Genomic DNA, 12462 nt, shown 5'->3' on the forward strand with positions numbered 1-12462 from the left:
CCCGGCGACAGGCAGAATCTATGCTTGCAACAACGCAAACAAAATAAGCACCCATGAAATCAACCGTTGCATCAGCGCAATACCAACTGGGCGCGGCCGAGCTGGAAGTGCTGCTGGCCATGGTGCGCACCGGCACCCTGGCGGCCGCCGGTGAGCGGCTCGGTGTGGATGCGTCCACGGTGTTCCGCGCCATCCAGCGCATCGAACGGGGGCTGGGCCAGTCGCTGTTCGACCGGTCGCGCGCCGGCTACCGCCCCTCGGAACTGGCCCAGGCATTGGCCGAACAGGCCGAGCGGGTGGAAGCCGCCCTGGAGGCCGCGCGCTCTGCCGCACAGGCGCAGCCCGAACAGGTGTCGGGCACGGTGCGCATCTCCACCACCGACACCATCCTGCACGGCCTCATCGCCCCAGCCCTGCAAATGCTGCAGCCCCGGCACCCGGCCCTGGGGTACGAGCTGCACGCCGGCAACGAGCTGGTGAGCCTGACGCGGCGCGACACCGACATCGCCGTGCGCGCCACCAAGCGCCCGCCACAGCACCTGGTGGGGCGGCAGCTGGGCATGATCCGCTCGGCCCTCTACGCAGGCACCGCCAGCACCCTGGCCCTGTCGGATGTGGAGGCGGGCCGCGCCGCCTGGATTGCGCCTGACGACGCCCTGCCCGACCACCCCTCAGTGCGCTGGCGCAAGAAGCAATACCCCAGGGCACAGCCCACCTACCGCGTCAACAGCCTGCTCACCGTGATGGAACTGGTGGCCCTGGGCATGGGCGTGGGGGTGCTGCCCCTCTTTCTGGCCCAGGGCCGCAGCGACCTGCGCCCGCTCACGGGCGCGCTGGCCGACGGCGAGACCGAGCTGTGGCTGCTGACCCACCCGGAGTCGCGGCACCTGCGGCGCATTGCAGCGGTGTACGGGCATCTGGCGGAGACCGTGCAGCTGCCCTGAGCGCCCCTGGACATCAGCCGGGCAAGGCGTCGCCGAACACCTCCAGCGCCGTGCCGTGCAACGCGCGCAGCATGTCCACCGGGTCCACCGCCTGCGCCACGGCCAGTGCACCGCTGTGGGCGTAGGCAGGCGCCAGCAGGCGCTGGGCCACCTCGACCACGATAGGCGCCGTCACGGCATAGATATCCTGCCCGCGCACGCCGGCGGTGCGGGTCCGGCCGCCTTGCACCAGCTGCACCATGAGCTCGAAGCGCTGCGCAGAGCGTCCGCTGTCGTCCGCGGCCGTGGGCGGCGGGGTGCCGGTGTCGCGGATGTCCTGCAGCGCCGAGCGGTTGAGCAGCGAGCGGATGTGGCCCACAGGCAGGTGGTGGGCGATGGTAATGACCTCGCTGAACGGGATCTCCACCATGGCCTGGCTGCCCAGGGGCGCGGCAAACGCCCAGTCCGGCACGTGCTCGGAAGGCACCAGCGGCACCAGGCGCCCGTGGGCCACCACCTGGCGCGGCACGGTGTTGCGCTCACCCGTCTTGCGCGTGCCGGCGGTGGGCCACCAGCGGTCCAGCCCGATCGCCACAGTGATCTCGTCGATGGTGCCGGCCCTGGCCAGCGCGCTGGCCAGCAGGTCGGCCAGACCGCCATAGAAGGCGGCGGCCGGAATCACCACCTTGCCCGCAGCGCGGGCCGGCGCATCGAAATCGGCCAGGCTGGCCTGCGCACTCGCCTGCTCGGCCGTCACATCGATGTAGTGGCAGCCTGCCCGCAGCGCGGCCTGCGCCACCGGGGCAGCCGTGTCGAGAAAGGGGCCCGCGCAGTTGATGACCACGGCGCAGCCGGCAAACGCCTGTTCCAGGCTGGTGGGGTCGGCCAGATCGGCGATGCGCCGGGTCACGCCAGGGGCAAACACCTCGTCCAGCCGGGCGGCGCTGCGCCCCACGGCCACCACGGGCAGCCCGCGGCGCTGTGCTTCCTGCACGACAAATTGGCCGGTGTGGCCGGTGGCGCCGTAAACGGCGATGGGGCGGTGTTGTTGCGGGTTCATGGTCATCCTTTGCGTTGGGTGGGTGGTTGAAATTCAACGATACAGACCTGTCTGTTTTTTTAAGATTACAGACAGGTCTGTATCATGTCAAGCATGCGCACCACAAATTCCCGTTCCACCAGAGACCTCTCCCCCACCAGCGGCCCGGCCGCTGTGGCCGAGCCCGCCGCCGATGTCCGCAGCCGTATCCTCGACACCGCGTCCCGGCTGTTCTATGAACGCGGCGTGCGCGCCGTGGGCGTGGACCTGGTCGTGCTGGAAGCCGCCGTGGCCAAGACCAGCCTGTACCGCTACTTCCCCACCAAGGACGACCTCATCGTGGCCTTCCTGGAGCGGGAAGACGTCGAGTTCTGGGACCAGTGGGACAGCGTGGCAGCCCAGTTCGCCGACGACCCCGCCGGTGAACTGGAGGCCCACATGCGCTGGATTGGCGAGCGCCTGGCCCGCTCCAACTACCGGGGCTGCCCCCAGATCAACGTGGCCGCCGAGTTCGCCGAGCAGGACCACCCTGCACGGCACGTGGCGCGGCGGCACATGCAAGCGCTGCGGGGGCGCCTGCACGAGGTCGCGGTGCGGTTGAAGGCCCCCCACCCCGAGCAGCTGGCCGCCCAGCTCGCGGTGGTGGTGAACGGCGCATTCGTGAGCGCCGGACTGCTCAGCGCCGAAGAAGCCACCGGCGTGCTGGTAGCTGCCGTGCAGGCCCTGCAGGCCGGTGCCCGCAGCCCGGGCTGACCCCGGCCTGACATCTGCTGCCAGGCCGTTGTCAGCAGCCCCTCTCTACAGTGACTGTGCCCCACCGTGCCCGCCGCACCTGCACCGGGCCCGCGCACCTACCCACCCTCAGAGAGGAGCCCCACCATGCCCCCACAAGGCAACCACCCCCGCCCCGGCAAGACCCAGTTCTATGGCGCAGCCAGCCTCGATGGCTTCCTCGCCACGCCCGACCATGACCTTGGCTGGCTGCTGCAATTTGGCGAGATCGATGGCTCCAGCTACCCCGCTTTCATCCGCGACGTGGGTGCGCTGGCGATGGGATCGCACACCTACGAATGGATGCTGAAACATGCCATCGATGCGGGCCAGCCCTGGCCTTACACGCCGCCGACCTGGGTGTTCAGTGCACGCACGCTGCGCGGCATTGAAGGCGCGGATGTGCGCTTTGTGCGTGGCGATGTGCGGCCCGTGCACCAGGCCATGGTGCAGGCTGCAGCGGGGCGCAATGTGTGGGTCGTGGGTGGGGGTGACCTGGTGGGGCAGTTTTACGACGCGGGCCTGCTGGACGAGCTGATCGTGCAGATCGCCCCCGTCACGCTGGGCGCAGGCACGCCGTTGTTGCCGCGCCAGATCATGCAACCCCCGCTGCAGCTCAAGTCAGTGACAACGCTGGGCGGCATTTTTGCGGAGCTGCGGTACCTGGTCACCCGTTGAGCAGACGACACCCCGCGAAGTTCACCCGCAGGTTCTGCTGACCCGCCGCGTCATGCCAGCGGCACCATCTTGCTCACGGGGTGCGACAGCACCAAGGCGGTAGACACGCTGCCAAACGCCGCCAGGGCATCCACCACGCGCTCCAGGTCTGCCGGCTGTCCAAATGCGCAGCGCACCACAAAGCAGTCCTCTCCCGTCACGCGCACGGCGTCCAGCACCTCGGGCATGGTCTGAAACAGCTGCACGTAGCGCTGAATGTGTTCGTGCGTGGTGCGCACCCGCACCACGGCCTGCAAGCCCAGGCCAGCGGCAGCCAGGTCGATGCGGGCCTGGTAGCCCACGATCACACCGGCGTCTTCGAGTTTCTTGACGCGCTCGCTCATCGCAGGCTGCGACAGACCGATCTGCTTGCCCAAGGCAGACAGGCTCTGGCGAGCGTCGGCCTGCAGGGCCATGAGGATCTGTCGGTCTTTTTTGTCCAGCTCCACGGTGCAATGCTCCCTTGGCGATGACTTCAAGGTTTGGAGGGCCACTTTCCGATGATGCCCCCTGCCCATCCACAGGCGCGGCACCTATCGTTGGCAGGCAGTGACACCACTGCTTTTTTGACCTGAAGGAATTTTGACGATGAGACCTGTTTTGCTTGTTCCCGGCATCTACAACTCCGGCCCCCGCCACTGGCAATCATTGTGGCAAACCCAGCACACGGGCGTGGTGCGGGTGGAGCAGGCCGATTGGGCACACCCGCAATGCGACGCCTGGGTGCAGGCCATTGAAGCGGCCATCACCGCAGCAGGCCAGCCCCCCATCGTGGTGGCCCACAGCCTGGGTTGCCTGGCACTGGCGCGGTGGGCTGCCAGCGTGTTGACCGCTGTGCATGCCCTGCTGCTGGTGGCCGTACCAGACCCGGATGGGCCCGACTTTCCACCGGATGCCAAAGGCTTCACGCCCGTGCCTGCGGCGCTGACCGCCCCGGGTCAGCCTGCGCGGCAGGCCATGCTGGTGAGCAGCAGCGACGATCCGTATTCCACTCCTGCCTTCTCGGCCCATTGCGCAGCCGCTTGGGGTGCCCAGCAGGTGGACCTGGGGGCCAAGGGGCATATCAATGCCGACAGCGGCCTGGGCGACTGGCCTGAAGGCTGGGCCTGGGTACAACGCTGGCGCGCCGCCTGATAAAGCACCGGCGGGAAGTGGGCCGAGAGACGAGCGAAAAAAAGCCGGGCACGCCCCCGGCTGCTCAGTCTGCCAGCGCCTGGTCGATGACCAGGTAGCGTTTGACCAGATCAAAAAAGCTGTCGTAGAAGGTGTCCTTGGCAATGGTCTCGCTGCCCACCTTGACCAGGGACTCGCTGCTGGATGAGAACGGCAGCGACACTGAGCCGATGGCGCCCACACCCACGCTGGCCGAGTTGTTGGTCTTGCGCAATGCGTAGGTGTCCTGGGTGGCCGTCACAAAGCCCAGGCTGACCTTGCCGTCGTTGGCCTCGGGCACACACACCACGCGCACCACCATCTGCAGGTGCGACTCGGGCTCGGGCTGGAAGCTCTTCTTGCCTTCCACCAGGTCGGCCGCGCTGGACGAGATGACGTAGCCCTGGCTGAGCAGCGCGCGGCGCGAGGCTTCACACGTCTGGGCCGGCGTGGCATCGAACAGGCGCGAGTACGTGGCGACTGAGCCAAAGTTCTCCTGCACGCCAAACGTCTTGGCCCCTGTGCCGGCACAGCCTGCCATGACCAAAGTCGCGCCACAGGCCAGGGCCACTGCAGCGGTGCGCAGGAGCGCTGGTTGGAGGGCATGGGATTCTGTGGACCAGGGGAAACGCAAAACCGGGACTCCTTGGGGGTGGGCGGCTATCGCCGACGATAACAAGCGCGAAGCAAACGCGACGCGAGCGCATTGGACAATGCACCCCATTGTCACAGCGCCTGGGGTGTCTGACGGCAGTAACCGCTCCCGGTTCCCCAGATTCTTCATGCCATGCACACCACAGCGTGGTCTCACCTTGAAGCAAAGCAGACCTGTGGCCCGCCAGATGCTACGCAGGGCGGCGGCAGGCGCATGCCCCCATACCAGCCCTTGTTGTGTCACCGTCATCACGCAGCACGCCGCTATACTATTAATAGCTACAAAAGCATGCTGTTGTAGCGCACCCAGCCAAATCGCTCCATTTTTGCAAGAAACACTGGCGCCAGTGCCTGCAAACACACACCCAAGCTCCCTGTGCCCCTCGCTTCCCTGTTTTGCCTGGTCGTTGCCATCAGCGACGGCGACACCCTCACTGCCCGCTGCGGGCCACCTGGTGCCTACCAGCAGGTGAAGGTGCGCATCGCCGCCATCGATGCGCCCGAGTCGCGGCAAGCGTTTGGGCAGAAGTCGCGGCAGCACCTGGCACAGCTGTGCTTTCGACAACGGGCCACGCTACAACCCGTGGATGAGGACAGCTACGGACGCATGGTGGCGCAGGTGCGTTGTGGTGGCACCGATGTCGCCACGGCACAGGTGCGCGCAGGCATGGCCTGGGTGTACACGCCCTACGCCAGCCACTACCCGCACCTGGCGCCCTTGCAGCGCTCTGCACAGGCACAGCATGCGGGCCTGTGGTCCCAGAAGCGGCCTTTGGCGCCCTGGGACTACCGGCACCGGCAGCGCCGTTGATTCGCCAGGGAAACGGCGCGCACCACCGCCTCGCTGACGATCCTGAGCGGAAGGCGATCAGGTGCGCAGCAAGGCCAGCACGCCCTGGGGCATCTGGTTGGCCTGCACCACCATGGCGTTTCCAGCCTGCTGCAGAATCTGCTGGCGCGCCAGCGAAGCAGTTTCCACTGCGAAGTCTGTGTCCACCACGCGTGCGCGGCTGGCCGACAGGTTTTCGCTGCTGACCTGCAGATTGCCGATGGTGGCCTCCAGGCGCGAGGCCTGGGCGCCCAGCACGGCGCGCTGGCTGCTCACATAGTCCAGCGCGCGGTCCACCGCCACGATGGCCTGTGCGGGCGACACCGTGACGTCCAGCGTGTTGCGCAGGCCCAGCGCCCCCAGGCTGATCACGCCCACCCGTGTCTCCAGCGTCTGGTTGGCATTGGCGCCGACCTGGAACACCTTGGTGCTCACGGCCCCGGCGTTCTTGGCAATCGTTTCGTACGACTCGGTGAACCCCTCCAGCACATCCTGGCCGGAGCGGCTGCCCATGTTGGGAATGGCGGCCTTGGCATTGCGCGCGGCGCCGCCGTCCACATCCAGCCCGCCGATCGCCCCCGTGTCGTCGTTGTTCAGGTCAAAGGTGCCGATGAACGCGGCGCCGTTGGTGGCGAACTGGCTTTTGACATCGGCTGCGTTGGTAAACACGCCGTGCGAGGCATTGGCGATGGCGGTGTCGAGGGTGGCGCCCGGGTTGGCGGTCATGTAGGTCAGCACATCCTTGACCCCTGTGCCCCCCGCCGCCTTGATGCGGTCATGCATGTAGCGCACCGCCGAATAGCTGGACGAGTAGAACTCGCTGGTGTTGGTGGGGCCATTGATGGCGGCCACCACGCCTGCCGTGGTCACTGCAGCGATGTCGTTCTTGACCCGCTCATCCGCCCCCTGGATGAACTCGGCCGTGCCTTCGATGAACCACAGGTTGCCGGCCTGCAGGTTCTGCCAGTTGGTGCTGCGGGCCATCACGGCGTGCACCATCTCGTGGCCGATGATGCGGTCGTTGTAGTACGGCGCGGTGCCGCCGTTGGGCAGGTTGGGGGGCACAAAGTCAGCCATGTCCACCTGCAACACCAGACTCAGTCCCCGGCCGTTGGCGTCATAGCCCGTGTTTTGCACATAGGCAGCCACCCCGCCGGCGCCGTCGGTGTAGCCGGTGTAGCGGATATCGAGCTTGGCACCATCGGCCTTGAGGCCGTAGTAAGTGCGGATGAGCTGTTCGCTGCTTTCCAGCCAGCTGCCCGCGCTGGTCAAGCCGTCGTACACGCCCAGCAGGTTTTCATCGCCCACCACGCTCGCGCTGGAGGTGTCGAACACATTCATGCCATTGAACTGGGTGGTGCGGCCGGTGCGGTCAATCTCCTGCGCAAGGCGCGAGACCTCTGCCTGAATGGCCTCCCGGTCGGAGGCACTGTTGGTGTCATTGGCCGCCTGCACGGCCAGTTCGCGGATGCGCTGCAGGCTGGCGGCCACGCCCTGCAGGGCGCCCTCGGCCGTCTGCATCAGCGACAAGCCGTCGTTGGCGTTGCGCACCGCCTGGTTCATGCCCCGGACCTGGGAGGTAAAACGCTCCGAGATGGCCAAGCCCGCCGCGTCGTCCTTGGCAGTGTTGATGCGCAGGCCCGAAGACAGGCGCTGCACGGTCGTCGCCAGGTCGCCCAGTGCATTGCCGAGCCGGCGCTGCGCATTCAGCGACATCACATTGGTGTTGATCGTCAACGCCATGGCTCGACCATTGGTCTCCAGGGGGTGAATCGGCGCAGCGCACAGGCGCCACGGGCGGAGCAGGCCTGCTTTTCAGGGCCTCTGTCGTCTTTTCGGCAGGTCGACAGAGAACCTGAGGTCCGGGCGCACCGCCTGGGCGCCGGGCTTTACCCCGCCTTCACAGCGCGCCCGCGCCGAGGGCGCTAGCATCAGGGTTCTCCCCAGGTCCGCGCAGCCCTGGGCCGCCTCTCTGCTCCCACGCCTTGTCCATGCCCGTTCCCGAGCCCACTTCGCCTGTTCCCGCCGCCAGCGACGCTCAGAGCGTCTATCGCCACAACGGTTTTGTCTCCTTTCTGGTAGCCCGCGTGGTGGCCGTCATCGCCACCCAGGTACAGGCGGTGGTGGTGGCCTGGCAGGTGTACGACCTGACCCGGCAGCCGCTCGCGCTGGCCTATGTGGGGCTTGCGCAGTTTCTGCCCATGCTGGCTTTGTTGCTGCCCGCGGGCGACCTGATCGACCGCTTTGACCGCAAGCGCATCCTGGCGATCGCCTGGTCGGTGGGCGGCCTGTGCAGCGCCCTGCTCTGGTGGCTGTCTGGCCACGGCAGCAGTGGGGTGGCGGGCATCTATGCCGTGCTGGTGCTGTATGGCTGTGCCCGCGCGTTCTCGGGCCCGGCCATGCAGAGCCTGTTGCCACAGATCGTGCCCCGTGCACAACTGGCCCAGGCCATCGCCGCCAACAGCATGCTGATGCGTGTGGCCAGCATTGGCGGGCCGCTGCTGGGCGGGCTGCTGTATGCGCTGGGCGGCGGCGAGCTGACCTATGCCATCTGCTGCGCGTGTTTTGTGCTCGGGGTGGCCCTGCTGCTGCGCGTGGCGGTGGCCCATGCCACGGCACCCGGCCCCGCGCAAGGCACGATGTTCGAGCGCTTTGGCGCGGGCATCACCTTCATCCGCACGCGGCCCATCATCCTGGGCACCATCTCGCTGGACCTGTTTGCCGTGCTGCTGGGCGGCGTGGTGGCGCTGCTGCCCATCTATGCGCAAGAGGTGCTGCACGTGGGCCCGGCGGGCCTGGGTGCGCTGCGCAGTGCCATGGCTGTGGGCGAAGTCAGCGCCGGGCTGTACCTGAGCATGCGGCCCTTCAACCGCCAAGTGGGCCGCACCATGTTCATCGCGGTGGCGGTGTTTGGCGTGGCCAACCTGGTGTTTGCGCTGTCCACGCTGTTCTGGCTGTCGTTTGCGGCGCTGCTGGTGGCAGGCGCGGCCGATATGGTGAGCGTGTACATCCGGGGCGCTCTGGTGCAGTTCTCCACGCCCGACACCATGCGCGGGCGGGTGAACGCGGTGAACATGCTGTTCATCGGCTCGTCCAACGAACTGGGCGAATTCCGCGCGGGCACCAGCGCCGCATGGCTGGGCGTGGTGCCCGCCGCCATCGTGGGCGGCCTGTGCACGCTGGGTGTGGTGGGTGGCTGGATGATGGCGTTCCAGACCCTGCGCAAGGTAGACCGCTTTGAGGAGGCCGCACAGGCCACGGGCGCAGCGCCATAGCACCGAGAACCTGTTCTCAGGCGATCATGTCTGGGGGTTTGAAGATACCCCTCGATACATCCTCCCTGGCGTTTGTGTCGCGCAGGTAAAACCCGCCGTGCGGGCTTGCATGCGGGTGGTGGCAGCGGCACCATGCGGACAGCCATTGGCTGGCTGCCCGCGAGGCCCCATGACCCCCACTAACCCACTGCACCTCCACCGCCGCACCCTGCTGCTCGGCCTGGCGGGTTGCGCCGTCTTTGGCGCCCCCCTTGCCACACAAGCCGCGCCCCCCGCAGCCGCAGTGCCCCACACAACAGGCCCGGGCACCTGGAGCGCGGCCGACGAATCCACCCTGGCCCGCCTGCTGGACCGCGTGACCTGGGGCTGCACCGCCCAGGGCACGCAAGCGCTGGGTGGCTTGAGCATCAGCGCGTATCTGGCTGCGCAACTGCGCCCAGGTGTCCACACCGCACTGCCCCGCGAAGCCCAGGCACAGATCGACGCCATGGCCATCTCGCGCACCCCCATCGAGGCGCTGGCGGCCGACATGGAAGCCCGCAACCGCGCCGCCAAGGCCCAACCCACCGAGGACGAGCGCAAGGCCGCGCTCAAGGTCTGGCAGCAGGACATGCGCGCCCTGCAGCAAGAGGCTGCCGCCCGGTTTGTGCTGCGCGCGCTGTATTCGCCCAGCCAGTTGCGCGAGAAGATGACCTGGTTCTGGATGAACCACTTCAACGTGTTTGCAGGCAAAGGCAACCTGCGCGCCCTGGTGGGCGACTACGAAGAGCGTGCGGTGCGCCCCCACGCGCTGGGCCGCTTTCGCGACCTGCTGGGCGCCACCGTGCGCCACCCGGCCATGCTGCGCTACCTGGACAACGCGCAGAACGCTGCAGGCCGCATCAACGAAAACTACGCGCGCGAGCTGATGGAGCTGCACACGCTGGGCGTGGACGGTGGCTACAGCCAGCAGGACGTGCAGGAGCTGGCCCGCGTGCTGACCGGCGTGGGCGTGTCGCAGCGGCCGCCGGGCGACGAGCCCCCGCGCATGAAGCCTGCGCTGCGCCGCCACTACGTGCGCGACGGCCTGTTCGAGTTCAACCCCCAGCGGCACGACTGGGAGCCCAAGACACTGCTCGGCCAGCCGCTGCGCGCCGAGGGCCTGGCCGAGGTGGACGAGGCCCTGGACCGCCTGGCCCGCGCGCCTGCCACCGCGCGCTTCATCACCCGCAAGATCGCGCTCTTTCTGGTGGGCGACAACCCGCCCCCCGCACTGCTGCAGACCCTGGCCCGCAGCTTTGAGCGCACGGACGGCGACATTGCGGCAGTGCTGGAAACGCTGTTCCACACACCAGAGTTCCGCGCATCCCTGGGCCAGCGTTTTCGGGACCCGGTGCACTACGCACTGGCGGGCCTGCGCCTGGCCCACGGCGATGCCGTGCTGCCCAGCACCGACCCTGCGCTGGCCTGGCTGCAACGGCTGGCCGAGCCTTTGTATGGCCGTGTCACGCCCGATGGCTACCCGCTGGACTCCGCGACATGGTCAGGCTCGGGGCAGATGAGCACACGCTTTGAGATGGCGCGGGCCTTGGGTGCAGGCGCCATGGCCGCCCCACCAGCGAACGATGACGCGGCACCCCGCGCCGCGCCGCGCACGCCCCCGGCCCTGGCGCAGACCGCCTACGTGCGTACGCTGGAGCCCACTTGGTCCCCAGCCACGCGCGGTGCATTGGCACAGGCCACCTCACCGCGCGAATGGAACTTGCTGTTCCTCGCATCCCCCGAGTTCATGCACGGATGAGGAGAAGATTCATGCTGCACAGACGACACCTTCTCCAGGCCCTGGGCGCCAGCGCACTCGGCGCAGGCCTGGGCGTGCACAGCGCCAGCGTGCTCGCCGCACCCCGCGCGCAGGACGCGCGCTTTCTGCTTGTATTCTTGCGCGGTGGCTACGACTGCGCCAGCCTGCTCGTGCCCACGGCCAGCAGCTACTACTACGAGACACGGCCCAACATCGCCATCGCCCGGCCGGGGCAGGAGGGCGGCGCCCTGCCGCTCACGCCCGACTGGGGCCTGCACCCAGCACTGGCTGAATCGATGCTGCCGCTTTACCAGCAGCGCCAGCTCGCCTTTGTTCCGTTTGCAGGCACGGACGACCTCTCCCGCAGCCACTTCGACACCCAGGACAGCATTGAGCTGGGCCAGCCCCTGGGCGGGCGGCGCGACTACCGATCGGGCTTTCTGAACCGGCTGGTGGCCGAGCTGAACCCGCGCGCCGACGGTGCCCCGGTGGCGCTGCAGCCGATGGCGTTCACCAGCACCCTACCCCTGGTGCTGCGCGGGGCGGTGGATGTGCCCAACACCGCACTGAGCGCAGGCGCGGGGCGCGGTGGTGTGGATGCGCGGCAGGCCGAACTCATCGCCTCCATGTACCGGGGCACACCGCTGGCCACGCCTGTGAACGAAGGCTTTGCCACCCGCGATGAGGTCGCCCGCACCATGCAGGGCGAGATGGAGGCCGCCAGCCGCAATGCGCTGAGTACCAAGGGCTTTGAGGGCACGGCCCAGCGCATGGCGCGGCTCATGCAGTCGCGCTACCAGCTCGGCTTTGTGGACGTGGGCGGCTGGGACACCCATGTGGGCCAGGGCGCCGCCACCGGCACGCTGGCCAACCGCCTGGAGGAACTGGGCCGGGGCCTGGCAGGCTTTGCCGACGAGATGGGCCCCGCGTGGAAGTCCACCGTGGTGGTGGTCATCAGCGAGTTTGGCCGCACCTTCCGCGAGAACGGCAACCGGGGCACGGACCATGGCCACGGCACGGTGTTCTGGGTGCTGGGCGGCGGGGTGAATGGCGGCCGCATTGCGGGCGAGCAGCAGGCGCTGACCGCCACCACGCTGTTCCAGAACCGCGACTACCCCGTGCTCAACGACTACCGCAGTGTGTTGGGGGGACTGTTCGCCCGCATGTACGGGCTGAACCCGGCGGCCGTGGCGCGGGTGTTTCCAGGGACCCAGGGGGCCGACCTGCGGCTGGTTTAGCCGCGCTGGCGCCCCACATCATTCACTATATTTTTGATAGCTACTCAGGCATGTAGATGTAGCGCTACAGGCGATTTATCCTCA

Annotated in this window: 12 protein-coding genes; 8 read left to right on the forward strand and 4 right to left on the reverse strand. The window is 67.8% G+C overall.

The window, feature by feature from the left end:
• Nucleotides 1–53: 53 nt before the first annotated feature.
• Nucleotides 54–944: a LysR family transcriptional regulator gene (locus ACTJKQ_RS18090; RefSeq protein WP_440597643.1), complete on the forward strand. Its 891-nt coding sequence runs from the start codon at nt 54–56 to the stop codon at nt 942–944.
• A gap of 13 nt (nt 945–957) precedes the next feature.
• Here the strand turns inward: ACTJKQ_RS18090 and ACTJKQ_RS18095 are convergent, their stop codons facing one another.
• Nucleotides 958–1983: a saccharopine dehydrogenase family protein gene (locus ACTJKQ_RS18095; RefSeq protein WP_440597644.1), complete on the reverse strand. Its 1026-nt coding sequence runs from the start codon at nt 1981–1983 to the stop codon at nt 958–960.
• A gap of 93 nt (nt 1984–2076) precedes the next feature.
• Here ACTJKQ_RS18095 and ACTJKQ_RS18100 point away from each other — a divergent pair, with 93 nt between their 5' ends.
• Together ACTJKQ_RS18100 and ACTJKQ_RS18105 are read left to right on the forward strand one after the other, a co-directional pair.
• Entirely contained in the window at nt 2077–2715 is a 639-nt protein-coding gene (locus ACTJKQ_RS18100; protein WP_082565059.1) for a TetR/AcrR family transcriptional regulator, read from the forward strand.
• A 126-nt stretch (nt 2716–2841) separates the two neighbouring features.
• Nucleotides 2842–3411, forward strand: coding sequence for a dihydrofolate reductase family protein (locus ACTJKQ_RS18105; RefSeq protein ID WP_440597645.1), 570 nt, complete (start codon nt 2842–2844; stop codon nt 3409–3411).
• A 50-nt stretch (nt 3412–3461) separates the two neighbouring features.
• Here the strand turns inward: ACTJKQ_RS18105 and ACTJKQ_RS18110 are convergent, their stop codons facing one another.
• Nucleotides 3462–3899, reverse strand: coding sequence for an Lrp/AsnC family transcriptional regulator (locus tag ACTJKQ_RS18110; RefSeq protein ID WP_056064760.1), 438 nt, complete (start codon nt 3897–3899; stop codon nt 3462–3464).
• Between the two features lie 139 nt (nt 3900–4038).
• Between ACTJKQ_RS18110 and ACTJKQ_RS18115 the strand changes: the two genes are divergently transcribed.
• Nucleotides 4039–4584, forward strand: a complete 546-nt coding sequence (locus ACTJKQ_RS18115; protein WP_440597646.1) for an RBBP9/YdeN family alpha/beta hydrolase — start codon at nt 4039–4041, stop codon at nt 4582–4584.
• Between the two features lie 64 nt (nt 4585–4648).
• On the opposite strand, the gene ACTJKQ_RS18120 is transcribed toward ACTJKQ_RS18115, so the two are convergent.
• Nucleotides 4649–5143 carry a DUF2242 domain-containing protein gene (locus ACTJKQ_RS18120; protein ID WP_056747050.1) on the reverse strand — a complete coding sequence of 165 codons (495 nt, stop codon included), beginning with the start codon at nt 5141–5143 and terminating at the stop codon, nt 4649–4651.
• Between the two features lie 489 nt (nt 5144–5632).
• On the opposite strand from ACTJKQ_RS18120, the gene ACTJKQ_RS18125 reads away from it, so the two are divergent.
• Nucleotides 5633–6067, forward strand: coding sequence for a thermonuclease family protein (locus ACTJKQ_RS18125; RefSeq protein ID WP_146871460.1), 435 nt, complete (start codon nt 5633–5635; stop codon nt 6065–6067).
• 57 nt (nt 6068–6124) lie between these two features.
• Here the strand turns inward: ACTJKQ_RS18125 and ACTJKQ_RS18130 are convergent, their stop codons facing one another.
• The gene (locus ACTJKQ_RS18130) at nt 6125–7828 is read right to left on the reverse strand and encodes a flagellinolysin (RefSeq protein ID WP_440597647.1); all 1704 of its coding nucleotides are present in this window, start codon (nt 7826–7828) and stop codon (nt 6125–6127) included.
• A gap of 248 nt (nt 7829–8076) precedes the next feature.
• Between ACTJKQ_RS18130 and ACTJKQ_RS18135 the strand changes: the two genes are divergently transcribed.
• The 3 genes from ACTJKQ_RS18135 (at nt 8077) to ACTJKQ_RS18145 (ending at nt 12378) form a co-directional block, all read left to right on the forward strand.
• Complete coding sequence (locus ACTJKQ_RS18135; protein WP_440597683.1) at nt 8077–9360, forward strand: MFS transporter; 1284 nt, start codon at nt 8077–8079, stop codon at nt 9358–9360.
• 169 nt (nt 9361–9529) lie between these two features.
• Entirely contained in the window at nt 9530–11140 is a 1611-nt protein-coding gene (locus ACTJKQ_RS18140; RefSeq protein ID WP_440597648.1) for a DUF1800 domain-containing protein, read from the forward strand.
• Nucleotides 11141–11151: 11 nt separating this feature from the next.
• Nucleotides 11152–12378: a DUF1501 domain-containing protein gene (locus tag ACTJKQ_RS18145; protein ID WP_440597649.1), complete on the forward strand. Its 1227-nt coding sequence runs from the start codon at nt 11152–11154 to the stop codon at nt 12376–12378.
• The last annotated feature ends 84 nt before the right edge of the window (nt 12379–12462 follow it).

This window comes from Acidovorax sp. 22279 (assembly GCF_052045435.1).
Classification (GTDB): Bacteria; Pseudomonadota; Gammaproteobacteria; order Burkholderiales; family Burkholderiaceae_C; genus Acidovorax; species Acidovorax delafieldii.